Source organism: Pseudomonas sp. FIP_A4 (genome assembly GCF_036701605.1).
Taxonomy (GTDB): domain Bacteria; phylum Pseudomonadota; class Gammaproteobacteria; order Pseudomonadales; family Pseudomonadaceae; genus Stutzerimonas; species Stutzerimonas phenolilytica.
Window position 1 is genome coordinate 66,310 of record NZ_JAYDXP010000120.1, and the last position, 23,652, is coordinate 89,961.

Annotated in this window: 20 protein-coding genes and 2 pseudogenes; 14 read left to right on the forward strand and 8 right to left on the reverse strand. The window is 63.7% G+C overall.

Annotation, left to right across the window (positions count from 1 at the left end; all coding sequences use genetic code 11):
• Positions 1-70: 70 nt before the first annotated feature.
• The 8 genes from U8L64_RS06895 (at position 71) to rimO (ending at position 12,192) form a co-directional block, all read left to right on the forward strand.
• The gene (locus U8L64_RS06895) at positions 71-1,600 is read left to right on the forward strand and encodes a sigma-54-dependent transcriptional regulator (RefSeq protein WP_333395078.1); all 1,530 of its coding nucleotides are present in this window, start codon (positions 71-73) and stop codon (positions 1,598-1,600) included.
• Between the two features lie 328 nt (positions 1,601-1,928).
• The gene (gene gcvH, locus U8L64_RS06900) at positions 1,929-2,312 is read left to right on the forward strand and encodes a glycine cleavage system protein GcvH (RefSeq protein ID WP_008567590.1); all 384 of its coding nucleotides are present in this window, start codon (positions 1,929-1,931) and stop codon (positions 2,310-2,312) included.
• Positions 2,313-2,321: 9 nt separating this feature from the next.
• Positions 2,322-5,180 carry an aminomethyl-transferring glycine dehydrogenase gene (gene gcvP, locus U8L64_RS06905; RefSeq protein WP_333395080.1) on the forward strand — a complete coding sequence of 953 codons (2,859 nt, stop codon included), beginning with the start codon at positions 2,322-2,324 and terminating at the stop codon, positions 5,178-5,180.
• A 175-nt stretch (positions 5,181-5,355) separates the two neighbouring features.
• Positions 5,356-6,729 carry an alanine/glycine:cation symporter family protein gene (locus tag U8L64_RS06910; RefSeq protein ID WP_054094870.1) on the forward strand — a complete coding sequence of 458 codons (1,374 nt, stop codon included), beginning with the start codon at positions 5,356-5,358 and terminating at the stop codon, positions 6,727-6,729.
• Positions 6,730-6,794: 65 nt separating this feature from the next.
• A complete protein-coding gene (gene glyA, locus U8L64_RS06915) occupies positions 6,795-8,048 on the forward strand; it encodes a serine hydroxymethyltransferase (RefSeq protein WP_077682461.1) in 1,254 nt (417 codons plus the stop codon).
• Positions 8,049-8,106: 58 nt separating this feature from the next.
• Positions 8,107-9,483, forward strand: a complete 1,377-nt coding sequence (locus U8L64_RS06920; protein ID WP_054094869.1) for an L-serine ammonia-lyase — start codon at positions 8,107-8,109, stop codon at positions 9,481-9,483.
• A gap of 105 nt (positions 9,484-9,588) precedes the next feature.
• On the forward strand, positions 9,589-10,704 hold the full coding sequence (gcvT, locus tag U8L64_RS06925) for a glycine cleavage system aminomethyltransferase GcvT (protein WP_156714245.1): 1,116 nt from the start codon (positions 9,589-9,591) through the stop codon (positions 10,702-10,704).
• 162 nt (positions 10,705-10,866) lie between these two features.
• Positions 10,867-12,192 carry a 30S ribosomal protein S12 methylthiotransferase RimO gene (gene rimO / locus U8L64_RS06930; RefSeq protein ID WP_333395085.1) on the forward strand — a complete coding sequence of 442 codons (1,326 nt, stop codon included), beginning with the start codon at positions 10,867-10,869 and terminating at the stop codon, positions 12,190-12,192.
• A 92-nt stretch (positions 12,193-12,284) separates the two neighbouring features.
• Here rimO and U8L64_RS06935 read toward each other — a convergent pair.
• Both U8L64_RS06935 and U8L64_RS06940 read right to left on the reverse strand, forming a co-directional pair.
• Positions 12,285-12,356 (reverse strand): annotated as a pseudogene (locus U8L64_RS06935) (tyrosine-type recombinase/integrase); the annotation flags it as partial.
• A gap of 105 nt (positions 12,357-12,461) precedes the next feature.
• A pseudogene (locus U8L64_RS06940) lies at positions 12,462-12,701 on the reverse strand (phage integrase N-terminal SAM-like domain-containing protein); the annotation flags it as partial.
• A gap of 115 nt (positions 12,702-12,816) precedes the next feature.
• Here U8L64_RS06940 and U8L64_RS06945 point away from each other — a divergent pair.
• From U8L64_RS06945 to tsaA, 6 genes are all read left to right on the forward strand, one after another.
• Positions 12,817-13,083, forward strand: coding sequence for a hypothetical protein (locus U8L64_RS06945; protein ID WP_152947601.1), 267 nt, complete (start codon positions 12,817-12,819; stop codon positions 13,081-13,083).
• A gap of 85 nt (positions 13,084-13,168) precedes the next feature.
• Complete coding sequence (locus U8L64_RS06950) at positions 13,169-13,417, forward strand: hypothetical protein (protein ID WP_152947599.1); 249 nt, start codon at positions 13,169-13,171, stop codon at positions 13,415-13,417.
• A 467-nt stretch (positions 13,418-13,884) separates the two neighbouring features.
• Positions 13,885-14,532, forward strand: a complete 648-nt coding sequence (locus tag U8L64_RS06955) for a HEPN domain-containing protein (RefSeq protein WP_333395089.1) — start codon at positions 13,885-13,887, stop codon at positions 14,530-14,532.
• 100 nt (positions 14,533-14,632) lie between these two features.
• The gene (locus U8L64_RS06960) at positions 14,633-14,935 is read left to right on the forward strand and encodes a hypothetical protein (RefSeq protein WP_333395091.1); all 303 of its coding nucleotides are present in this window, start codon (positions 14,633-14,635) and stop codon (positions 14,933-14,935) included.
• A gap of 1,007 nt (positions 14,936-15,942) precedes the next feature.
• Positions 15,943-17,151: a tryptophan synthase subunit beta gene (trpB, locus tag U8L64_RS06965; protein WP_054094903.1), complete on the forward strand. Its 1,209-nt coding sequence runs from the start codon at positions 15,943-15,945 to the stop codon at positions 17,149-17,151.
• 92 nt (positions 17,152-17,243) lie between these two features.
• Positions 17,244-17,936, forward strand: a complete 693-nt coding sequence (gene tsaA / locus U8L64_RS06970; protein ID WP_043299010.1) for a tRNA (N6-threonylcarbamoyladenosine(37)-N6)-methyltransferase TrmO — start codon at positions 17,244-17,246, stop codon at positions 17,934-17,936.
• A 26-nt stretch (positions 17,937-17,962) separates the two neighbouring features.
• On the opposite strand, the gene U8L64_RS06975 is transcribed toward tsaA, so the two are convergent.
• From U8L64_RS06975 to nagZ, 6 genes are all read right to left on the reverse strand, one after another.
• Entirely contained in the window at positions 17,963-20,497 is a 2,535-nt protein-coding gene (locus U8L64_RS06975; RefSeq protein WP_333395095.1) for a penicillin acylase family protein, read from the reverse strand.
• Between the two features lie 76 nt (positions 20,498-20,573).
• Positions 20,574-21,038, reverse strand: a complete 465-nt coding sequence (locus U8L64_RS06980) for a DUF2489 domain-containing protein (RefSeq protein ID WP_077682454.1) — start codon at positions 21,036-21,038, stop codon at positions 20,574-20,576.
• Between the two features lie 6 nt (positions 21,039-21,044).
• Positions 21,045-21,242, reverse strand: coding sequence for an SEC-C metal-binding domain-containing protein (locus U8L64_RS06985; protein ID WP_003289983.1), 198 nt, complete (start codon positions 21,240-21,242; stop codon positions 21,045-21,047).
• A 10-nt stretch (positions 21,243-21,252) separates the two neighbouring features.
• On the reverse strand, positions 21,253-21,750 hold the full coding sequence (locus U8L64_RS06990; RefSeq protein ID WP_273527496.1) for an LEA type 2 family protein: 498 nt from the start codon (positions 21,748-21,750) through the stop codon (positions 21,253-21,255).
• 137 nt (positions 21,751-21,887) lie between these two features.
• On the reverse strand, positions 21,888-22,622 hold the full coding sequence (locus U8L64_RS06995) for an S-methyl-5'-thioinosine phosphorylase (RefSeq protein WP_077682453.1): 735 nt from the start codon (positions 22,620-22,622) through the stop codon (positions 21,888-21,890).
• 28 nt (positions 22,623-22,650) lie between these two features.
• Entirely contained in the window at positions 22,651-23,649 is a 999-nt protein-coding gene (gene nagZ / locus U8L64_RS07000; RefSeq protein ID WP_054094861.1) for a beta-N-acetylhexosaminidase, read from the reverse strand.
• Between the last annotated feature and the right edge of the window lie 3 nt (positions 23,650-23,652).

The following is a 23,652-nucleotide window of genomic DNA, read 5'->3' on the forward strand; positions in this document are numbered from 1 at the left end:
GTTCGCCCGCGTGTGAGGCGCGGCGAATAGCGGCATACTTGCTCTCTCCCGCAATCGCTCCGGCTCACCCATGCGCATCCACGTCACCTTCATCGATCGCGTCGGCATCACCCAGGAAGTTCTTGCGCTGCTCGGCGGACGCAACCTCAACCTCGATGCGGTGGAGATGATTCCGCCGCATGTCTATATCGACGCGCCGGCGCTCAGCGCCGAGGTACTCGAAGAACTGCGCGAGGCGCTGTTCAACGTGCGGGGTGTACGCGCGGTCGAGGTGGTCGACCTCCTGCCGGGCCAGCAACGCAACCTGCAGCTCTATGCGCTGCTCGCCGCCATGCCCGATCCGGTGCTGGCGGTGAATGCCAGCGGCCAGGTGTTGCTGGCCAACCCCGCGCTGATCGAGCTGGCCGGCCACGATCCGCAGGGCCAGCCGTTGAGCGCGCTGTTCGGCGATGCGCAGTTGCACAGCAATCTGGTGGCGCATGGCTTTCGCCTGCCGATGCACGAGGTCACGCTCGAAGGCCAGTCGCTGCTGCTCGACGCCATGCCCATCAGCGATCCCGACCTGTCGGGTGCGCATCATCTGGCCGGCGCGCTGCTGACGCTCTACACACCGAACCGTATCGGCGGCCGCCTGGCAGCGCTGCACCATGACCACGCCGAAGGCCTGGATGCGCTGCTCGGCGATTCGCCGCCGCTGCGCACCCTCAAGGCCCGCGTGCTGCGTGTCGCCAGCCTGGATGCGCCGCTGCTGATCCAGGGTGAAACCGGCACCGGCAAGGAGCTGGTGGCGCGCGCCTGCCACACGCTGAGCGCGCGGCGCAACGCGCCCTTCCTCGCGCTGAACTGCGCGGCGCTGCCGGAAAACCTCGCCGAAAGCGAGCTGTTCGGCTATGCGCCCGGCGCCTTCACCGGCGCCCAGCGCGGCGGCAAGCCGGGGCTGCTGGAGCTGGCGCACCAGGGCACGGTATTTCTCGACGAGATTGGCGAGATGTCGCCCTATCTGCAGGCCAAGCTGCTGCGCTTTCTCAGCGACGGCAGCTTCCGTCGCGTCGGCGGCGAGCGCGAGATCCGCGTGGACGTGCGCATCCTCAGCGCCACGCACCGCGATCTGCAGCGCATGGTCGACGAAGGCCACTTCCGCGAAGACCTGTTCTACCGCCTCAACGTGCTCACCCTCGCCGTGCCACCGCTGCGCGAGCGTGGCGAGGACATCCTGCAGCTGGCCCGGCATTTCCTCGAACAGGCCTGCGCGCAGATTCGCCGCACGCCCTGCCGCCTGGTGCCGGCCACCTATCCGGCGCTGCTGGCCAACCAATGGCCGGGCAACGTGCGGCAATTGCAGAACGTGATCTTCCGCGCCGCGGCAATCTGCGAAGGCAGCGCGGTGGAGATCAGCGATCTGGACATCGCCTGCACGACCACCGCCGTGCCTACCGAGGAAGTCGGCAGTCTCAGCGAAGCGGTCAGCCAGTTCGAGCGCGAACTGCTGGAAACGCTCTACGCCAGCTACCCCTCCAGCCGCCTGCTGGCTACGCGCCTGCGCACCTCGCACACGGCCATCGCCATGCGCCTGCGCAAGTACGGCATTCCCTCCCGGTAAGCGGTCGCCAAACGCCCCGCTCAGCGCCCATGTCGCATTGGCTCCAGAGCCGTTTCGATTTCGCTACAAACGGAATGAAATCGTTACAGAGCATCAAAGCGGCCGACTGCGCACGCTGGCGTGCGCAATGTCGCCTCAGCTGTATCGAAATCGCTCCAGATCGGCTACGACGGCTTACTCACGAATTAGACAAGCTACTGATTTATAAGGATATTTCAAATCAGGCATTGTCCTTGCTCTGATCAGGGTAATCGCTCGCTGCAACGCACGAGCCTTTCCACCCGCTGCGGATTGTCGCGGGCCCCTAACAAGAGTCAGGAGTTCACCCATGAGCGAATTGCGTTTTACGGCCGATCACGAATGGCTGCGTCTGGATAGCGACGGCCTGGTCACCGTGGGTATCACACCGTTCGCCCAGGAGGCGCTGGGGGATGTGGTTTTCGTGCAGCTGCCGGAGCTGCAGGAATACGCCGCCGGTGACGAGGTCGCGGTACTGGAGTCGGTGAAGGCCGCCAGCAATATCGCCATGCCGCTGCAAGGCGAGATCGTCGAGGTCAACCCCGCGCTGGAAGCCAGCCCGGAGCTGGTCAACAGCTCGCCGCTGCAGGATGGCTGGTTCTTCCGCTTCCGCCCGCAAGACGCCAGCGCCGTGGCCGATCTGCTCGACCAGGCCGCCTACGACCGCCTGCTCAACGCCAGCGACGATGTCTGAGGAGGCCCGATGAACAAGCCCTTCCCCCTCGACACCGCCAACGAATTCGTTGGCCGTCACATCGGCCCGCGTGCGGCCGATACCGCCGCCATGCTGCAGCAGCTGGGCTATGACTCGCTGGAGACGCTCGGCGCCAGCGTGATCCCCGACAGCATCAAGGACACCAGCGTACTCGAGCTGACCGCCGGCCTCGGCGAAGCCCAGGCACTGGCCCGGCTCAAGGCCATCGCTGCGCAGAACCAGCAGTTCGCCAGCCATATCGGCCAGGGTTACTACGGCACCCACACGCCGGCGCCGATCCTGCGCAACCTGCTGGAAAACCCGGCCTGGTACACCGCCTACACGCCTTATCAGCCGGAAATCTCCCAGGGTCGCCTGGAGGCGCTGCTGAATTTCCAGACGCTGATCAGCGACCTCACCGGCATGGAGATCGCCAACGCGTCGCTGCTCGACGAGGCCACCGCGGCCGCCGAGGCCATGACCTTCTGCCAGCGCCTGTCGAAGAACAAGGCCGCCAAGGCCTTCTTCGCTTCGCAGCACTGCCACCCGCAGACCCTCGACGTGCTGCGCACCCGCGCCGAGCCGCTGGGCATCGAGGTGGTGGTCGGCGACGAGCGTGAGCTCACGGATGTCAGCCTGTACTTCGGCGCCCTGCTGCAGTATCCGGCGAGCAACGGCGACATCTTCGACTACCGCGCACTGGTCGAGCGCTTCCATGACGCCAAGGCGCTGGTGGCAGTTGCTGCCGACCTGCTGGCGCTGTGCCTGCTCACCCCACCCGGCGAATTCGGCGCCGACGTCGCGCTCGGCAGTGCGCAACGCTTCGGCGTGCCGCTGGGCTTCGGCGGTCCGCATGCCGCCTACTTCGCCACCCGCGACACGTTCAAGCGCGACATGCCGGGCCGGCTGGTCGGCCTCTCGGTGGATCGTCACGGCAAGCCGGCACTGCGCCTGGCCATGCAGACCCGCGAGCAGCACATCCGCCGCGAGAAGGCCACCAGCAACATCTGCACCGCGCAAGTACTGCTGGCCAACATCGCCAGCATGTACGCCGTCTACCACGGCCCGCGCGGCCTCACGCAGATCGCCCGGCGGGTGCACCAGCTGACCGTGATCCTCGCCGAGGGTCTGCGTGCGCTGGGCGTTACCGTCGAGCAGCAGAACTTCTTCGACACCCTTACCCTCGCCACGGGCGAGCGCACCGCGCAGCTGCACCGTCAGGCCCGCGACATGCGCATCAACCTGCGCGAAGTGGATGCCGGGCGCATCGGCCTGTCGCTGGACGAAACCACCGATCGCGTTGCGGTCGAGCGTCTGTGGGAAGTCTTCGCCCAACCGGGCCAGAGCCTGCCGAACTTCGATGCGCTGGCCAGCAGCGCGACCAGACTGCCGCAGGGCCTGCTGCGTCAGTCGGCGATCCTGCAGCACCCGGTATTCAACCGCTATCACTCCGAAACCGAGCTGATGCGCTACCTGCGCAAGCTCTCGGACAAGGACCTGGCGCTGGACCGCGCGATGATCCCGCTGGGCTCGTGCACCATGAAGCTCAACGCTGCCAGCGAGATGATCCCCGTCACCTGGCCGGAATTCGGCAACCTGCACCCGTTCGCGCCGGCCGAGCAGAGCCAGGGCTACCGCCAGCTGACCGACGACCTGGAGCGCATGCTCTGCGCCGCCACCGGCTACGACGCCGTCTCGCTGCAGCCCAACGCCGGCTCGCAGGGCGAGTACGCCGGCCTGCTGGCGATCCGCGCCTATCACCAGAGCCGCGGCGATGACCAGCGCGACGTCTGCCTGATCCCCTCCTCGGCCCACGGCACCAACCCGGCAACCGCCAACATGGCCGGCATGCGCGTGGTGGTGGTGGCCTGTGACAGCCGCGGCAACGTCGACATCGCCGACCTGCGCGCCAAGGCCGAGCAGCACGCGGCTCAGCTCGCCGCGCTGATGATCACGTACCCCTCGACCCACGGTGTATTCGAGGAAGGCATCCGCGAGATCTGCGCCATCGTTCACCAGCACGGCGGCCAGGTGTACATCGACGGCGCCAACATGAACGCGATGGTCGGCCTGTGTGCCCCGGGCCAGTTCGGCGGCGACGTTTCGCACCTGAACCTGCACAAGACCTTCTGCATTCCGCACGGCGGCGGCGGCCCGGGCGTCGGCCCGATCGGTGTGAAGGCGCATCTGGCGCCGTTCCTGCCGGGGCATGATCGGATGGAGCGCAAGGACGGTGCCGTTTGCGCCGCGCCGTTCGGCAGCGCCAGCATCCTGCCGATCACCTGGATGTACATCAGCATGATGGGCGGTGAAGGCCTGCGGCAGGCCTCGCTGATGGCGATCCTCAACGCCAACTACATCGCCCGGCGCCTGGAGGAGCACTACCCGGTGCTCTACACCGGCGGCAACGGCCTGGTGGCGCACGAGTGCATCCTCGACCTGCGCCCGCTGAAGGACAGCAGCGGTATCTCGGTGGACGACGTGGCCAAGCGCCTGATCGACTTCGGCTTCCACGCGCCGACCATGTCCTTCCCGGTGGCCGGCACGCTGATGATCGAGCCGACCGAGAGCGAGTCGAAGGAGGAGCTGGATCGCTTCATCGACGCCATGATCGCCATCCGCGAGGAAATCCGCGCGGTGGAAAACGGCGAGCTGGACAGCACCGACAATCCGCTGACCAACGCGCCGCATACCGCGGCGGAACTGGCCGGCCAGTGGTCGCACCCCTACAGCCGCGAGCAGGCGGTGTACCCCGGCAAGACCGCGGTGGACAGCAAGTATTGGCCGCCCGTGGCCCGTGTCGACAACGTCTACGGCGACCGCAACCTGGTCTGCTCGTGCCCACCGATGGAGGCCTATCAGGACTGACGCGCCCCCGGCCTCGACCGGAAGCCGGCCTGCGGGCGGGGCGATCCCCCGCCGCACGCCGGCCAGTGTCCTCACTACCAATCCGTACCCATAACAACACGGGAGCCACAAGCACCCACCGCCTCCGGGCCACGCCAATAACCGGCTACCAAATAAAAACAAGATTGGAGTAGTTATGGAAACCCTCAATACGTTGGTAAACGACATCAATGCCCTTGTCTGGGGCGTACCCATGCTGGTGCTGATCCTCGGCACCGGTCTGTTCCTGATGATCTATCTGAAATTCATGCCCTGGCTGAACATCCCGGCCGGCTTCGCCCTGCTCTGGAAAGGGCGCCACAAGGACGATGACGAATCCGGCGAGATCAGCCCGTTCCAGGCGCTGATGACCTGTCTGGCCGCTACCGTCGGCACTGGCAACATCGCGGGCGTGGCCACGGCGATCTTCCTCGGCGGCCCCGGCGCGGTGTTCTGGATGTGGTGTACGGCGCTGGTGGGCATGGCCACCAAATACTGCGAAGTGGTTCTGGCCGTGCATTACCGCGAGAAGGACGAGCGCGGCGAGCATGTCGGCGGGCCGATGTACGCCATCAAGAACGGCCTGGGCAGCCGGTGGGCCTGGATGGGCGGCGCCTTCGCGCTGTTCGGCGGCCTGGCAGGTTTCGGCATCGGCAACATGGTGCAGGTCAACAGCATGGCCGACGCGCTGCAGGGCTCGTTCGGCATTCCGGACTGGGCCACCGGCGTGGCGACCATGGTCGTCACCGGAATGGTGATCCTCGGCGGCGTCCGGCGCATCGGCAAGGTCGCCGAGATGCTGGTGCCGTTCATGTGCGTCGGCTACGTCGTCGCTTCGCTGACCGTGCTGGCACTGAACTATCAGGCCATCCCGGGCGCCTTCGCCCTGATCTTCGACCACGCCTTCAACCCGGCAGCGGCTACCGGCGGCTTCGCCGGCGCAGCGGTGATGGCGGCGATCCGCTTCGGTGTGGCGCGCGGCATTTTCTCCAACGAAGCGGGCCTGGGCACTGCCGGTATCGCGCAGGCTGCCGGCACCACCCGTTGCTCGGTGCGCTCGGGGCTGATCGGCATGCTGGGCACCTTCATCGACACCATCATCGTCTGCTCGATGACCGCACTGGTGATCCTCACCACCGGCGTCTGGACCAGCGGCGCCAGCGGTGCGGCACTGTCCAGCGCGGCCTTCGAGACCGCCTTGCCGGGCGTCGGCCAGTACGTACTGGCGCTGTCGCTGGTGGTGTTCAGCTACACCACCATCCTCGGCTGGAGCTACTACGGCGAACGCTGCTGGGAGTACCTGGTCGGCACCAAATCGATCCTGCCGTTCCGCGTGCTCTGGGTCGTGGCGATTCCCTTCGGCGCCGTCGCCCAGCTCGACTTCGCCTGGCTGGTCGCCGACACCCTCAACGGCCTGATGGCCATCCCCAACCTGATCTCGCTGGTGCTGCTCAGCCCGGTGGTGGTCAAGCTCACCCGTGAATATTTCGCCCGCCGCCGTATGCAGGCGGCCGTGTCCTTCGAGCGCTGAAGGCGCGAACCGCTGATTCGAGGCGCGACCCTCGTCGCGCCCGCTCCCTACAAGAGGTGAAGAACATGTTCCACAAAAACCTGACGCTGACCCAGTACGACCCGGCGCTGGCCCAGGCCATCGCGGCCGAAGACCGCCGCCAGGAAGACCACATCGAGCTGATCGCCTCGGAAAACTACACCAGCCCGCAGGTCATGCAGGCTCAGGGCAGCGGCCTGACCAACAAGTACGCCGAAGGCTACCCGGGCAAGCGCTACTACGGCGGTTGCGAGTACGTCGACGTGGTCGAGCAGCTGGCCATCGACCGCGCCAAGGAGCTGTTCGGCGCCGACTACGCCAACGTCCAGCCGCATTCGGGCTCCTCGGCCAACAGCGCGGTGTACCTGGCATTGCTCAACGCCGGCGACACCCTGCTCGGCATGAGCCTGGCCCACGGCGGCCACCTGACCCACGGCGCCAAGGTTTCCTCCTCGGGCAAGCTGTACAACGCCGTGCAATACGGTATCGATGAGCAGGGCCTGATCGACTATGACGAGGTCGAGCGCCTGGCCGTCGAGCACAAGCCGAAGATGATCGTCGCCGGCTTCTCCGCCTATTCCCGCGTGCTGGATTTCGCCCGTTTCCGCGCGATTGCCGACAAGGTCGGCGCCTACCTGTTCGTCGACATGGCCCACGTCGCCGGGCTGGTCGCGGCCGGGCTGTATCCCAACCCGGTGCCGTTCGCCGACGTGGTCACTACCACCACCCACAAGACCCTGCGCGGCCCGCGTGGTGGCCTGATCCTGGCGAAGAAGAACGAGGAGATCGAGAAGAAGCTCAACTCCGCCGTGTTCCCGGGCGCCCAGGGCGGCCCGCTGATGCACGTGATCGCCGCCAAGGCGGTGTGTTTCAAGGAGGCGCTGGAGCCGGGCTTTCGCGACTACCAGGCGCAGGTGGTACAGAACGCCCGCGCGATGGCCGAAGTCTTCGTCGGCCGCGGTTATGACGTGGTGTCCGGCGGCACCGACAACCACCTGATGCTGGTCAGCCTGATCCGCCAGGGCCTGACCGGGAAGGCCGCCGACGCCGCGCTGGGCAGCGCGCACATCACGGTGAACAAGAACGCCGTGCCCAACGACCCGCAGTCGCCATTCGTGACCTCGGGCATCCGCATCGGCACGCCGGCGGTGACCACGCGCGGTTTCGGCGAGGGCGAGTGCCGCGAGCTGGCCGGCTGGATCTGCGACATCCTCGATGACATCGACAATCCGGCGGTGATCGAGCGCGTCAAAGGCCAGGTCACCGACCTCTGCGCGACGTTCCCCGTCTATGTTGAATAACCAGGCCATCGATGTTGTGCGGGCCGCTGGTACGGCTCCCGCAATTGGAGTACATGCCATGTCCCTGAGCGTTTTCGACCTGTTCAAGATCGGCATCGGGCCATCCAGTTCGCACACCGTCGGCCCGATGCGCGCCGCGGTGCGCTTCGTCGACGGCCTGCGTCGCGACGATCTGCTGGCCGCCACGGCGAGCGTGCGGGTGGAGCTGTACGGCTCGCTCGGCGCCACCGGCAAAGGCCACGGCAGCGACAAGGCCGTGCTGCTCGGCCTGGAAGGCGAACTGCCGGAGCGGGTCGACACTGCGCTGATCCCGCAGCGTCTGGAGACGATCCGCGCCAACGGCGAGCTGAAACTGGGCGGCGAGCGGCCGATCCGCTTCGTCGAGAAGGAACACCTGGCGTTGATCCGCAAGCCGCTGCCATACCATCCCAACGGCATGATCTTTCGTGCCTTCGACGCCGCTGGCTTGCAGCTGCGTTCGCGTGAGTACTACTCGGTGGGCGGCGGCTTCGTGGTCGACGACAGCGCCGCCGGTGCTGATCGTATCGTCGAGGACAGTACCCCGCTGCCCTACCCGTTCCGCAGCGGCGCCGAACTGCTGGCGCTGTGCGCCGAGCACGGTCTGTCGATCAGCGCGCTGATGCGCGAGAACGAGCGCGCCTGGCGCCCGGACGAGGAAACCCGCAACGGCCTGCAACGCATCTGGCAGGTCATGCAGGACTGCGTCGAAGCCGGCTGCCACAACGAGGGCATCATGCCCGGCGGGCTCAAGGTCAAGCGTCGTGCGGCGGCGATGTACCGCCAGCTGAGCGGCAACCCCGAGGCCGCCCTGCGCGATCCGCTGTCGGTAGTGGACTGGGTGAACCTCTACGCGCTGGCAGTGAACGAGGAGAACGCCAGCGGCGGACGCGTGGTTACCGCGCCCACCAACGGCGCGGCCGGCATCGTGCCGGCGGTGCTGCACTACTACATGCGCTTCATCCCGGGCGCCAACATCGAGGGCGTCGAGCGCTTCCTGCTCACGGCCGCGGCCATCGGCATCCTCTACAAGGAGAACGCCTCGATTTCCGGCGCCGAGGTCGGCTGCCAGGGCGAGGTCGGCGTGGCCTGCTCGATGGCCGCCGGCGCACTGTGCGAGGTGCTCGGCGGCACCCCACAGCAGGTCGAGAACGCCGCCGAGATCGGCATGGAACACAACCTCGGCCTGACCTGCGACCCGGTCGGCGGGCTGGTGCAGGTGCCGTGCATCGAGCGCAACGCGATGGGCTCGGTGAAGGCGATCAACGCCGCGCGCCTGGCGCTGCGCGGCGACGGTCATCACTTCATCTCGCTGGACAAGGTCATCCGCACCATGCGCCAGACCGGTGCGGACATGAAGAGCAAGTACAAGGAAACCGCCCGCGGTGGGCTGGCCGTGAACATCATCGAATGTTGAAAAAAGCAGCGGCAAGCTGACATCGGCGGCGGCAGGTGAAGCGTCGGTTTCACCCTGCGGCGTGCGGTTTGAAGTTTGCGGCTCCTTCATATTGAGGAACGAGCAATGTCCCTGGAAAAAACTCCGCTGCACGCCCTACATCTGGAACTGGGCGCCAAGATGGTTCCGTTCGCCGGCTACGACATGCCGGTGCAATACCCGCTGGGCGTGCTCAAGGAACACCTGCACTGCCGCGAGCAGGCCGGTCTGTTCGACGTATCGCACATGGGCCAGATCCTGCTGCACGGCCCGCAGGCCGCGGCCGCGCTGGAAAGCCTGGTGCCGGTGGACATCATCGACCTGCCGGTGGGCATGCAGCGCTACGCGCTGTTCACCGACGAGAACGGCGGCATCCTCGACGATCTGATGGTCGCCAACCTGGGCAACGACCGGCTGTTCCTGGTGGTCAACGCCGCCTGCAAGGAGCAGGACCTTACCCATCTGCGCAAACACATCGGCGACCGCTGCGAGATCGAATCGCTGTTCGAGTCGCGCGCGCTGCTCGCCCTGCAGGGACCGCGCGCCGTCGACGTGCTGGCGCGCCTGGCGCCGGACGTGGCGAAGATGACCTTCATGAACTTCGCGCGGGTCGCCGTGGCCGGCATCGACTGCTATGTCAGCCGCTCCGGCTACACCGGCGAGGACGGTTTCGAGATTTCCGTGCCGGCGGTCGCCGCCGAACAGCTCGCCCGCGCCCTGCTGGCCGAGCCGGAAGTCCAGCCGATCGGCCTCGGCGCGCGCGACTCGCTGCGCCTGGAAGCCGGCCTGTGCCTGTATGGCCACGACATGAGCAGCGCCACCACCCCCATCGATGCCAGCCTGCTGTGGGCCATCTCCAAGGTACGCCGCGCCGATGGCGCGCGGGCCGGCGGCTTCCCGGGTGCCGAGCGCATCTTCGCTCAGCAGCGCGACGGCGTGCCGAGCAAGCGCGTCGGCCTATTGCCGCAGGACCGCATGCCGGTACGCGAAGGTGCCGAGATCGTCGATGCCGATGGCAGCCCGATCGGCCAGGTCACCAGTGGCGGCTTCGGTCCCAGCCTGGGCGCGCCATTGGCGATGGGTTATGTCGCCAGCAGCCATGCTGCGCTCGACAGCGAGGTCTGGGCCGTGGTGCGTGGCAAGCGCGTGCCGATGAAAGTGTCCAAGACACCGTTCGTGCCGCAACGCTACTACCGCGGCTGATCGCCGGTGCGCAGCGGATCGCCGTGCCACAACGGCGATCCGTTGCAGGCGGGCCATGGTACGAGCTGATATTCGGCATCGCGACGGGCATCGAAAAGGCGCGGATCGCTGTATAATCTCGCGCCATTTTTCCCCTGCCGCATCACCGAGGCCCGGCCTGTCATGTCGAATAAAGTTCCAAGCGTAGGGTTCGTGTCCCTCGGCTGCCCGAAAGCAACCGTTGACTCCGAGCGCATCCTCACCCAGCTGCGCATGGAGGGTTACCAGATCGTGCCGTCCTACGAGGATGCCGATGTGGTGGTGGTCAACACCTGCGGTTTCATCGACAGCGCCAAGGCCGAATCGCTGGACGCCATCGGCGAGGCGATCGCCGAGAACGGCAAGGTGATCGTCACCGGCTGCATGGGCGTGGACGAGAACAACATCCGCGGCGTGCACCCCAGCGTGCTGGCCGTCACCGGCCCGCAGCAATACGAGCAGGTGGTCAACGCGGTGCATGAAGTGGTGCCGCCGAGCATCGAGCACGATCCCTTCATCGACCTCGTGCCGCCGCAGGGCATCAAGCTCACCCCGCGCCACTACGCCTACCTGAAGATTTCCGAAGGCTGCAACCACAGCTGCAGCTTCTGCATCATCCCCTCGATGCGCGGCAAGCTGGTCAGCCGCCCGGTCGGTGACGTGCTGTCCGAGGCCGAGCGGCTGGTCAAGGCTGGCGTGAAGGAGATTCTGGTGATCAGCCAGGACACCAGCGCCTACGGCGTGGACCTCAAGTACAAGCTCGACTTCTGGGACGGCCAGCCGGTCAAGACGCGCATGCTCGAACTGTGCGAAGCGCTGGGCAAGATGGGCGTGTGGGTGCGTCTGCACTACGTCTACCCCTACCCCAACGTCGACGACGTGATCCCGCTGATGGCCGCCGGCAAGATCCTGCCGTACCTGGACATCCCCTTCCAGCACGCCAGCCCGAAGGTGCTCAAGGCCATGAAGCGCCCGGCCTTCGAGGACAAGACCCTGGCACGTATCCAGAAGTGGCGCGAGATCTGCCCCGAGCTGACCATCCGCTCCACCTTCATCGTCGGCTTCCCCGGCGAGACCGAGGAAGACTTCCAGTACCTGCTCGACTGGCTGACCGAAGCCCAACTCGACCGCGTCGGCTGCTTCCAGTACTCACCGGTCGACGGCGCACCGGCCGAGGATATGGGCCTGGAGCCGGTACCGGACGAGGTCAAACAAGATCGCTGGGACCGTTTCATGGCCCACCAGCAGGCCATCAGCGCAGCGCGCCTGCAGCTGAAAGTCGGCCGCGAGATGGACGTGCTGATCGACGAAGTGGACGAAGACGGCGCCATCGGCCGCTCCTGGGCCGACGCACCGGAAATCGACGGCATGGTCTACGTCGACAGCGAACAGCCGCTGCAGCCGGGCGACAAAGTCCGTGTACGCGTCACCAACGCCGACGAGTACGACCTCTGGGCCGAAGTGATCTGATCACCGCGCCTGCCAAAGAAGCCCCGCTCATGCGGGGCTTTTTCATGGGCGGTCGAGCGGACTGAGCATCGCCAGACCACCGCGATTGAGGCATGGGTGTAGATCTGCGTGGTTTTCACATCGGCATGGCCGAGCAGCTCCTGCACCGTGAGAATGTCCTGGCCGCTCTCAGCAAATGCGTGCTTCGCCCTGATCACACCCTCCAGCCACGGCAACTCTATCTGCAACACCTGCTTGTACAGAAACAGAATCGCCGACAGCGCTTGGTTCTGCGTGGACGCCGAAACATCACGGCGCACCGCCAGATCACTGAGAAAGGCCTCCACTTCAGACGCGCCCATATCCTGTGGATGTCGGTACTTATGAAAACGAATGAAGCGCCTGATCCACTCCAAATAGACAGCTTCGGTACGAATCGAATAGTGTCGCAATCGAATCTGCCCTCGCACCTGGTCGAGCAGCCTAGGCTTGTTATCAATGTCGCTGTTGCTCCCTGATTCGTGTCGCATCTGTTGATGCGTTTTTCAGGCTAGACAAGACCTGCAGGGCGGCAAGGAATTTTATGCGACACATGTGGCGTAGTTTTTTACGCCATTTGTGTCGCCTACTTGATAGTTAGGTGCCATGGAAAGTTCTCAGAAAGCCCCGACCAAGAATATGGCAGTTCTGTGCAGTCTAGCTGAGCTGCCTGATGGTTCATTGCGCGTGACACTAGATGATGTCGCTAAAGGTAAACAGCTGTGCACCTGGCAGCACCAAAGTCTGTTTACCTTCAAGGACTACCCGCCGGAAACTCTTGCTGAGCTAAATTCATTACCTGAGGCAGAGCTAGCAAGCTTTGGCTACTACATCCTTGCACGCCTCATGGCAAGCAATGGGTATGGCACCTAACAATGCGCTCAAAGCGCTCACTCCGTTCGCTGGGACCGGCGAAGCCGGCCCCTTAGCTTAATCGTTATACACAAGGAGCCAGTGCATGGATGGCCTGAGATACAGGTTCTTTATTGGCGGGCAATCCCACCAAATGCTGAGGTTCCTAGAAGCTTTTGATGAAGAGTTACGCCCGCATTTCCAAGAAGCCGGAATTACGGAGGCAGAGGACTCAGTTGCCAAACGGCAAGAATTAACATTCAAGACAACAGCTACTGCTGATGCCGGCGCTTCAACCTTTATTGGCGGACTCGCCTTATTTGCACGCCTGGGCAGGAAATTAAGTTCTCGATGAACTATTCGAGGAAAAATTCAAAGAAAGCCTGAGAAAATTTATAGATAAAGCTCGCAACAACATTCCATTAAACAGAAAAGAAACCATCGAGTATCGGAGCATTCTATGCAGGCCTGGAGAATTTCCGACAGTAGTGGTACGCATGATCGTCAGTGACGACGACACTCTGGCAGAGCTAGCAAATAGCATAAAAGCAGCTCATGAAAACGCAGAGAATTGGATTATAAAAAATGGCAAACAGGCCGCAATTCATTGCTATAAAGTAAGCAATGGGCAGTGTAATCTCGAACCAGTACTATTAAAAAACATTAAAGAGTTAGACGAGAAAAAGCGCAGAACCATAGTTTGCCAATGGCAATAGGTGCCTTGCGTATAACAATGCGCTCAACTGTCGCTCACTTCGTTCGCTGGACAGCCAAAAGCTACGCTTTTGTCTGCCCATTAGCTTAATCGTTAGAGCTAAACGCATGCCGTCATCTGCCCTGCAAAAATTTGAACGCAACATGCTTGTGGACGTCGACAGGATTATTGAGAGCCATGGGCAACTCAATCACGACGGCTTAGGGCGCAGAGGTCTTGGCCATATCACTAGAAGTGGTGTCCTTATGCTTTGCGCAGCATGGGAGCTATATCTAGAGGAACTTTTGGTAGAGAGCGTGCGCACCTTGATTCGCCGCGCGGACATTCCTACCCAGTTACCACAACACGTTCAGAAAGAAATCTCAAAGACTGTCCGAGAGTCCAAACATGAACTCAAGCCACTTGAGCTGGCGGGCGACGGTTGGAAAACTGTTTACGACAACCACACCACTCAAACAATCCAAGGCTTAAACACACCAAAGAGCACAAATATTGACCCCTTGTTTAAGCGCTTCGTTGGAATCGAAAATTTATCAAATTCGTGGTCTATTGGCGAAGAAGCATTAAATGCATTCGTTACCGCCAGAGGTGACATTGCTCACCGGGGAAGGAATGCGGGATACATAACAATTATAAATCTCCATGAATACAGAGCCCAGATACTTCGATGTGTAATAGACACAGATAACGCAATGGCAGATTTCATTCAAAGAAAGTCCATCGGAGGGAGCCCATGGCGACGCCGTGCAATATAAGCTCTAACAAATCGCTCAACACCGCTCGCTTCGCTCACTGGACTCGCAAAAGCTGCGCTTTTGCTCGCCTGTTAGCTTAATCGTTATACGCTGGAGCCACATGGACGAACTACTCAGCGCGATACTCCGCTTCCTAGGCTACGTAGTAAGCGAGTTACTACTCGGAACCTTCTTCTACGCGATAGGCTGGCCTTTTGTAAAAGCCGTCACACTTGGGAAATACCCCAAGCGCGAATGGCTGAGCGGATCAAAAAATGAGGCGTATGTATGCTGCGTCGGAATCCTCGTGTTCGCTATATCGTTAATGGCAGCCCTGGGCCAGTTCAGCGCACAACAATGCGCTCAACTGTCGCTCACTTCGTTCGCTGGACGTCCAAAAGCTGCGCTTTTGTCCGCCCGTTAGCTTAATCGTTAGAAGCTGGCCAATCGCCATGAAAGGGCATGCAATTAAAATACTAAAAAATGCTTGAAAAGCATGGTGAGCTTACACTAGAGAAAATATCAAACTACATCCCAAATAAGCATCGAGGCCATCGAGATCTTTATATTTTCTCCTCACCAATCTGGCTATCGCCTTTATTCCTAAGATGATGTGCAGCGCATGGTAGGGATAATGACCTATCGCGATACGGGGCTCTCGCTGGATGTCATCGGAGCGCTATTACAGGCCGATGGCGCATCTGCTCCTGTGGTGCTGGAACGTCACTTGCAGAAGGTCAACGAGGATCGCCAGACTCCGACAGCAACAACACGTCATCGCCCAACTGCTCGGCGACGCGCAGGTGCTGCGAAATAGTCGCTCAATGTCCAAGGAGCGGTGGATTGCGCTACTCGCCTTCACCGGATTGAACGAGGAAGGAATGGAAACATGGCATGCGGAATTCGAGAAGATGTCACCTGATGCGCATCAGGATTTTCTGGAATCGCTCGGAATAGCACCGGGCGAAATTACCTCGATCCACCAATTCTCAAGGCGACCAGCTACCGAGGGTGATGGCTAACTCCAGATTCAACCGAGCCTGCACCCAGGCCGGCCCGTTCCACGCTGCGGCTGAGGAGCAATCTGCCGCCCGCCTCCCCACCGGCCAAGCTCCGCCAAAACCAGCTATTGCTGAAAGAGCGACCTCGGTCCTCGGCCGAGTACAGCTGACCTCTGGCCGGTTCCGCGATTGTGGTGAGGCGGCATAGAATCCGCCCACGCCTCGGCCCGGGTCGCCGCATGGATACCCGCTATCCCCGCGACTGTGGAAGCCGGAAGCCCGTCCAGCGCTGCCTTGGCGGGCAACCACGCGCCACGCTGGTCGCTGTGGATGCACGAGGCTGGCCCGCATGCTGATCTGCCGCAGCCCCGAACGAATTGCCTCCGATAAACTGCCGATTTTCACGCCCCCTATCAGGACTCGCACGCCCATGACCCAAGACTCGCGCTTCGCCGCCATGCCTGATGCCAACGGATACTTCGGCCCCTATGGTGGCCAGCTGGTACCGCCGCACCTCAAGCAGGCCATGGATGACATCAATCTGGCCTACGAGGAAATCCGCCAGCGCGAGGACTTTCAGCAGGAACTGGCGGCCCTGTTCGCTGACTACGTCGGCCGGCCGAGCCCGATCTTCCATGCCCGACGCCTGTCCGAGCAGCTCGGTGGCGCGCAGATTCATCTCAAGCGCGAGGACCTGAACCACACCGGCGCGCACAAGATCAATCACTGCCTGGGCGAAGCGTTGCTGGCCAAATTTATGGGCAAGCAGAAGGTGATCGCCGAAACCGGCGCCGGCCAGCACGGCGTGGCGCTGGCTACCGCCTGCGCGCTGGTGGGCATCCCCTGCGAGATTCACATGGGCCAGGTGGATATCGAGAAGGAACACCCCAACGTCACCAAGATGAAGATCCTCGGCTGCAAGCTGGTGCCGGTGACCCGCGGCGCGGCGACGCTCAAGGAAGCGGTGGACAGCGCCTTCGAGGAATACCTGAAGGACCCGCACAACTACATCTACGCCATCGGCTCGGTGGTCGGCCCGCATCCGTTCCCGAAGATGGTGCGCGACTTCCAGTCGATCATCGGTACCGAGGCGCGTGCGCAGTTCCTGGCCAAACATGGCCGTCTGCCCGATCAGGTCGTCGCCTGCGTGGGTGGCGGCTCCAATGCCATGGGCATGTTCACCGCGTTTCTTGAGGATGCCGCGGTCGACCTGGTTGGTATCGAGCCGGCCGGCGAGAGCCTGGACAAGCCCGGCCGTCACTCGGCCACGCTGTCCAAGGGCAAGCCGGGTGAGCTGCACGGCATGGCCTGCTACGTGCTAGAGGATGCCGAGGGAAATCCGTCGCCGGTGCACTCCATCGCGTCCGGGCTGGACTACCCCGGTGTCGGCCCGCAGCACAGCTATCTGAAGGATCTCGGCCGGGTGAACTATCAGACCGCGACTGATCAGGAATGCCTCGACGCGTTCATGACCCTGTCGCGCGTGGAAGGCATCATCCCGGCGCTGGAAAGCGCCCACGCGGTAGCTTGGGCGATCCGCGTGGCGCCGACGCTGCCGCAGGACACGCACATCCTGGTCAACCTGTCCGGCCGTGGCGACAAGGACGCCGACTACGTCGCGCGCCTGCTGGGCCTGTAGTCGAACCCGCGCCCCGCGCTCGCGGCGCGGGGTGTTCTCGCCGCGTGCGGCGCGTATCATCCGCAGCCTCGTTCCTTTCCCGGGCGCCTTCCATGCTGCATCACGTCCGCCCCGTCGGCATCCTGCACTCCTGCTTCAAAGAGAAGTTCGCCATCCCGCGCCAACCGCAGCTGGCCCCAGCCGCACGCGGTGTGCTGGAACTGCTGCCGCCGTTCGATACCGGCGAGGCGGTGGCCGGACTGGAGCAGGTCAGCCATGTCTGGCTGTTGTTCCTGTTCCATCAGGCGCTGGAGGACAAGCCGCGGCTCAGGGTGCGTCCGCCGCGCCTGGGCGGCAACCGCATGATGGGTGTGTTCGCGACCCGCGCGACGCATCGCCCCAACGGCATCGGTCAATCGGTGGTGAAACTCGAGAAGGTGGAGGCGAATCGGCTGTGGCTTTCCGGCATCGATCTGCTCGACGGCACGCCGGTGATCGATATCAAACCCTACGTGCCCTACGCCGACGCCTTGCCAGACGCCACGAATGCGATGGCGGTGGCACCGCCCCGGTTGCTCGAGGTGCAGTGGAGCGAGCCCGGGCTGGCTCAGGCCCGTGGCGAGGCGCTGCGCCTGGGCGAGCCCCTGGTGGAACTGATCGAACAGTGTCTGGCGCAGGACCCGCGCCCGGCGTACCAGAAGCCCGATCCGGAACGGCGCTACGGTACGCAGTTCTGGGACGTGCAAGTCCGCTGGCACTACCCCACGCCGGGCACAATCCGCGTGGTCGAGGTGGTTCGCGCCTAGCGCCATCACCTCGGCACGCGAAGCGGCTACTGCTTCGGCGTCAGCAACAGGCGCCGGGTGCCATAGACCTTGTCCAGGTTGGCCGGCTGGAACGGGAAACTCAGGTACTGCGCCTTCATCCAGGCCTCGATACCGTCGGCGTAATGCGGGCTGGCCGGATTGCCTGACTGACCCGAGCTGTTGACGCCGAGCATCGGCTCTGCCTGATTGAAATCGACGATGATGCGCATCGCTGGTATCAGCCAGGTATCGAACCCCGCACCCCAGTGGTACGCCGAGACGTTCAGCGTGCTGTGGTCGCCACCCGCCGGGTAGGGTCCGCGATCCAGATAGCCGTGCAGCGCCTTGATCGAGCGCCCCTGCCCCGCCGGCAGGTGCGGCGCCAGCTGGGTATTGCCGGTAAGCCATTCGTAACGATGCAGCTTGCCCCACTGCCAAGCGCTGCGTTCGTGCCCCACCTGTGCTTCCAGCAGATTCACCGCCGCAGCCAGACTGCGCGCGAGGATTGCCGGCTTGTCTTCGACCTGCGGCGTGCCGATGTCGTCCCAGAACGGGCTGTCGTCGCGGCCGAGAAGATGATCGGCCTGCGCCGAGTAGGACAGGCCAGACACCTGCAGCAGCGCTTTCCAGGTCTGGCTGTCGTCCGGCCCCAGTTCATCGAGGAAGGTGTGGCGCGCACTTTCATGCAGGAACGCGCCATACAGCGCGGCATCCGCCGAGCTGGCGGCGAGACGGCCATCAAACGCCAGCAGGCGCCGATAGGCCTCCTTGGCCTTGGCGCGCTCGCCGGCTGGCAGCGCCGCGATGGCGGCACGCAGCGGCTCGGCCATGCCGGGCGCCTCGAACATCGTCTTGAGCTTGGCGGCGAATGTCGTGGTCTGGTCGTACTGCATGGCGATGGTGCTGCGGGTGTCGTGCTTGCCGCGCCCGGCCAGCTCGGCCAGACGCTCGAAGCGCTCCGGCCCATACCAGGTGCTGGAAAGCTGCATGCCATAACCGCGCGGGGCTATGCGATGGTTGGCGGTGCCCAGCCAACCCTGCACAGGGTCCTGGTCGTAGGGGTGCAGCATCGGATCGGCAAAACCGTCCCAGTCGTAGCGTCCATCCCAGCCGGGCGAAGGCATCAGCCCTAGCCCTTCGCGACGGTTGGGAAAACGTCCGGTCACCTGCCAGCCAATGCTCTGACGGTCGGCGAAGACCATGTTCAACGCGGTCGTGCCGATCCTGCCGGTGGCGGCGAAGGCTTCATCGACGGACTGCGCGCGCGACAGATCGAAAAACGCATCCAGCGATTTGTCCGCTTCCAGCTGCGTGGTCTTGAACGCCAGGCCGTAGCCGCTGCCGAGCTGCAACGGCTGAATCGGGTGCTTGCGCTCGCCCAGTGCACTGTTGAGCAACGGACCGTGGCGGGTTTCGTAGATGATTTCGCGAACCGGCCGTTGCCCCTTGATGAAGAACGTCTCATGCCGCTCGCGCGCGGCGAGCCACTTGCCGTCGGCCTGATACATCAGGCGCGGGCCTTCGCGACGAATACGCTCGAGGAACAGGTCCTGGTTGTCGCCCATGACCATCGTCATGCCCCAGCCAAGCTTGCCGTTGAAACCGGCGACCACCGCAGGCACACCGGCGATGGAGACGCCTGCGGCCTGAAATTTCGGTGCGCGGATCTGCACGAAATTCCAGTACGAGGGCATCGACAGCGGCAGATGGGTGTCGTTGGCCAGGATCGGCTTGCCGCCGCGCGTATGGCTGCCGGCAATCGCCCAGTTGTTCGATGCGGCAACACCGAGCATGTTCAGCGCGGAGACCCGACCGGCGGCGCGCTCCAGCGCGGCCAGCCCCGAAATCTGCCCGCCCAGATCCAGACCCTGCAGCTTGGCCGCCTCCTCCACCGGCAGCGGCTCGTCCGGGTAGGTCGGCAGCAGCCAGGCCAGCTTGTCGCTGCCGACCTTCTGCGCCATGACCAGCGCGGCGATCTCCTCCTGCAGGTTCACCGACAGGCCGAAATTGAGCAGGCAGAACACCAGCACCGAGTCCTCGGGCTTCCAGTATTCGGGGCGGTAGCCGGACTCGGCGAGATCCATCGGCAACCGGTCGCGATGGCGGAACAGATAGGCGTTGACGCCGCGGGCGTAGACTTCGAAGAACTTCTTCATCCGCGGCGAGCTTTCGCGATAGAGCAGCTCGGCGCTCTGGCGCAGATTCACCGTGCGCATGAAGCGATCGATCTCCAGCACGCCCGGTCCAGCCATCTCCGCCAACCGGCCCTGAGCGGTCAGCCGCAGGCTGACCATCTGGCTCAGACGGTCCGTGGCGTGAACGTAGCCCAGCGCGAACAGCGCATCGTGAAACGACGAGGTTTCGATCAAGGGCATACCCAGAGCGTTGCGCCGAATGCTCGCGCTACCGGCCAGGCCGGACAGCGGCTGGATACCTTGCGCCGGTGGCAAGCTGGCGCTGTAGCGGTTGTCCAGATAGGACTGGCAACCGGCAAGGCTGACCAGGCCGAACGCCATGCCGACGGTCAGGCGAACCAAGGGAAAGGGCAGACGCAGCGTCATCGACGACTCCTGAGAGCGCAAAGCCGTAGTAATGGTAGTGAGTGTATGAACCGCAGGAAGTGCCGGGATTGACGCCTCAGGCCGCGCGGCCGTTTTTGGGCAGCGCCTCGTCGAGCAACCAGCGCGCCGAGCGTCGCGCGGCCGCCTTGTGCTGCAGCTCCAGCGCGCTGAAGTTCGCCTCGTGACGGCGTCGCTCTTTGCTGTCCAGCGCTTTCCAGGCGGCGTGCGTGGGGACCTGTTCGGTCGCCTCGAACAGTTTCTGGAACACCTCGCAGCGCGGGTCCTGCCCCAACGCCGAGTCGTAGTTGTCGAGCAGCACCTTGATGCGGATGGCACCTTCGATCAGCGGCAGCTGCTCATCCAGCAGACTGCTGGCGAGAATCCGCAGGTCTTCGGCCAGCGCGGCGTGACGCTTGATCTGCGCTTCCGCCAGCAGGCGCTCGTTACGCCACACCCGGCGCCACAGGTACAACGCGTAGCCAGCCAGCGCGCCGACCAACAGCGTCGCGACAACGAGCAGCGTGACAACGAGCGGAGTCATGGTCGGTCAGGCGCCGTGGCACTTCTTGTATTTCTTCTGGCTGCCGCACGGGCACGGGTCGTTGCGACCGACGTCCTTCAGCGGATTGCGCACCGGCTCATGATGGCCGTGATTGCAGTGCGGCCCGTGCACGTGATGGTGATCGTGCGCATGGTCGTGATCGTGATTGCAGTCGGGGCCGTGGACGTGGGTTTCGTGGTTCATGTTGCGTCTACTACTCAGGGATGAAGTTGCCGGGGATTATCTCGCCATTGCTCGCGACATGCACCTTGCGGCCGAACATCAGGCCGGTCTTGATCTCGCCGTCGAAGCGATAGCGGATCGGCCGATCAGGCTTTTCCAGCAGGCGCACGATGTATTTCATGTGCCGCCACAGGTTGGTATGCACCGGCACTTCGTAATAGTCGAAGCCGTTGGCCGGCACTGTCAGCCAGCCGCTGGACTCGCCGCTCGCCAGCTCGACATCGTTCAGGTGTACGGTATAGACGAGCCCGCGTACCGGCAAACTGCGGTCGTTGGGATTCTCGATGCGAAAGCGCAGCAGAAACTGTTGTTCCAGCAGCCGAGCCTTGATGATCTCGACCTTCGTCAGCTCGACGCGCGGATCGCGAAACTCGGCGCCGAACCAGGTGGAGCAACCGCTCAGCAGGCTGAAAAGACCCAGCAGAACCACGGTGTTTAGCGTTCTTGTTATTCGTGGCGGGCAAAGCATACCGGTACTCCAAAAGACGGCTCAGTGTAGCAAGCGGCGCTTGGGCCGCAACGGGGAGCGACCATAAAAGAAGGCAGTTTCCTACATTTGGATGACAGGCCGGTTTCCGTCCGCGACCTCGTTTGTCACGTCGGTCTTCAGACCAGAACTCGCGCCAGCACGGCACGTGCCTGACCGATACCCTCGACCAACGCCGCCTCGATCGCGTTCATGGTGATCACCTCATTCGCCTTGCCTGCCGCGGGATTGACCACCAGCGCCAGGCACGCGTAAGGCAACTGCAGTTCACGCGCCAGCGCAGCCTCGGGCATGCCGGTCATTCCGACGATGTCGCAGCCGTCGCGCTCCATTCGGGCGATCTCGGCAGCCGTCTCCAGGCGCGGCCCTTGCGTGCAGCCATAGACGCCATGGTCGCTGAAAGCGCAACCCTGAGCCTGCAACGCGGCAATCAGCCGTTCACGTAGTTGCGCATCGTAGGGATGAGTGAAATCGATATGGGTGACGTGGTCGAGGTCGCCAGCGAAGAAGGTATGTTCGCGACCGTAGCTGTAGTCGATGATCTGATGCGGTACGCAAAAATGCCCGGTCCCCATAGCGGCGTGGATACCGCCGACGGCATTTACCGCGATGACAGCCTGCGCGCCGGCATGACGCAACGCCCACAGGTTCGCCCGGTAGTTGACCTGATGCGGCGCGATGCGATGCGGGTGTCCGTGACGGGCGAGAAACAGGACCTCGCGTCCGGCGAACTCACCGCACACGATGTCGGCAGAAGGCAAGCCGTAGGGCGTCTCGATCGCTCTGATCTCGCGCAGCACGAGCCCGCTGAGCTCGGTCAGGCCGGTGCCGCCGATAATGGCGTGGACAGTCATGGATTCTTTCCTTGGAGGATCGGTGTGATCAGTCGATGAGCCCGGCGCTGCGCAGCGCACCAATCGATTCGAGCCAGCGCGGCTGCTGCTTGTAGTCAAGCGACGCGGTGCCGGCGCTGCGCATGCGTGCGAGCGCCGGTGCGGGCTGCACGCCGAGGCGCTGCAGTGCGGTCAGCGCCAGCTCCGCTGCTGGGCGGTCGTTGCATACCAGCCCCATATCGCAACCGGCCAGCAGCGCAGCCTCTATGCGGGCCGCCGCATCACCTGCCACATGCGCCCCTGCCATCGACAGATCATCGCTGAAGATCACCCCACGAAAGCCCAGCTCACCACGCAGGATGTCCTGCAGCCAGCACCGGGAAAAGCCTGCCGGCTGCGCATCGACTTCAGGAAAAATCACGTGCGCCGGCATCACCGCATCGAGCACAGGCGCCAGTGCGCGGAACGGCACCAGATCGTGATTGCGCAGCTCGTCGAGGCTGCGTCCGTCAACCGGAATCGCCACGTGCGAATCTGCCTCAGCCCAGCCATGACCGGGGAAGTGTTTGCCGGTTGTGGCCATACCGGCCGCGCGCATACCACGGATGAACGCGCCGATCAGCTCGACCGCGCGCTCAGGGTCCGCCTCGAAGGCACGCGTACCGACGACGCCGCTGCGCTGGTGATCGAGGTCGAGCACCGGCGCGAAACTGAAATCCAGCCCCACGGCCAGCACCTCGGTAGCCATCACCCAGCCGCAGATCTCAGCCAGGCGCGCACCGTCGGCGTGACGGGAAAACTCGCGCATTGCTGGTAGCCACACGAAATCCTGACGCAGCCGCTGCACGCGCCCACCTTCCTGATCCACCGCCAGCAGCAGATCGGGCCGTAGCGCGCGAATCGCCCGGCACAGCTCTTGTACCTGGCGGGGATGCTCGATATTGCGAGCGAACAGAATCAACCCGCCGACTTCCGGCTGGCGCAACAGGTGGCGATCCTCGGGCGTCAGCCAGGTACCGCCGATATCCAGCATCAGTGAACCGTGCATGGG

Coding starts and splice junctions, on each gene's coding strand:
- U8L64_RS06895 (WP_333395078.1), top strand. CDS start 71: ATGCGCATCCACGTCACCTTCATCGATCGCGTCGGCATCACCCAGGAA.
- gcvH (WP_008567590.1), top strand. CDS start 1,929: ATGAGCGAATTGCGTTTTACGGCCGATCACGAATGGCTGCGTCTGGAT.
- gcvP (WP_333395080.1), top strand. CDS start 2,322: ATGAACAAGCCCTTCCCCCTCGACACCGCCAACGAATTCGTTGGCCGT.
- U8L64_RS06910 (WP_054094870.1), top strand. CDS start 5,356: ATGGAAACCCTCAATACGTTGGTAAACGACATCAATGCCCTTGTCTGG.
- glyA (WP_077682461.1), top strand. CDS start 6,795: ATGTTCCACAAAAACCTGACGCTGACCCAGTACGACCCGGCGCTGGCC.
- U8L64_RS06920 (WP_054094869.1), top strand. CDS start 8,107: ATGTCCCTGAGCGTTTTCGACCTGTTCAAGATCGGCATCGGGCCATCC.
- gcvT (WP_156714245.1), top strand. CDS start 9,589: ATGTCCCTGGAAAAAACTCCGCTGCACGCCCTACATCTGGAACTGGGC.
- rimO (WP_333395085.1), top strand. CDS start 10,867: ATGTCGAATAAAGTTCCAAGCGTAGGGTTCGTGTCCCTCGGCTGCCCG.
- U8L64_RS06945 (WP_152947601.1), top strand. CDS start 12,817: ATGGAAAGTTCTCAGAAAGCCCCGACCAAGAATATGGCAGTTCTGTGC.
- U8L64_RS06950 (WP_152947599.1), top strand. CDS start 13,169: ATGGATGGCCTGAGATACAGGTTCTTTATTGGCGGGCAATCCCACCAA.
- U8L64_RS06955 (WP_333395089.1), top strand. CDS start 13,885: ATGCCGTCATCTGCCCTGCAAAAATTTGAACGCAACATGCTTGTGGAC.
- U8L64_RS06960 (WP_333395091.1), top strand. CDS start 14,633: ATGGACGAACTACTCAGCGCGATACTCCGCTTCCTAGGCTACGTAGTA.
- trpB (WP_054094903.1), top strand. CDS start 15,943: ATGACCCAAGACTCGCGCTTCGCCGCCATGCCTGATGCCAACGGATAC.
- tsaA (WP_043299010.1), top strand. CDS start 17,244: ATGCTGCATCACGTCCGCCCCGTCGGCATCCTGCACTCCTGCTTCAAA.
- U8L64_RS06975 (WP_333395095.1), bottom strand. CDS start 20,497: ATGACGCTGCGTCTGCCCTTTCCCTTGGTTCGCCTGACCGTCGGCATG.
- U8L64_RS06980 (WP_077682454.1), bottom strand. CDS start 21,038: ATGACTCCGCTCGTTGTCACGCTGCTCGTTGTCGCGACGCTGTTGGTC.
- U8L64_RS06985 (WP_003289983.1), bottom strand. CDS start 21,242: ATGAACCACGAAACCCACGTCCACGGCCCCGACTGCAATCACGATCAC.
- U8L64_RS06990 (WP_273527496.1), bottom strand. CDS start 21,750: ATGCTTTGCCCGCCACGAATAACAAGAACGCTAAACACCGTGGTTCTG.
- U8L64_RS06995 (WP_077682453.1), bottom strand. CDS start 22,622: ATGACTGTCCACGCCATTATCGGCGGCACCGGCCTGACCGAGCTCAGC.
- nagZ (WP_054094861.1), bottom strand. CDS start 23,649: ATGCACGGTTCACTGATGCTGGATATCGGCGGTACCTGGCTGACGCCC.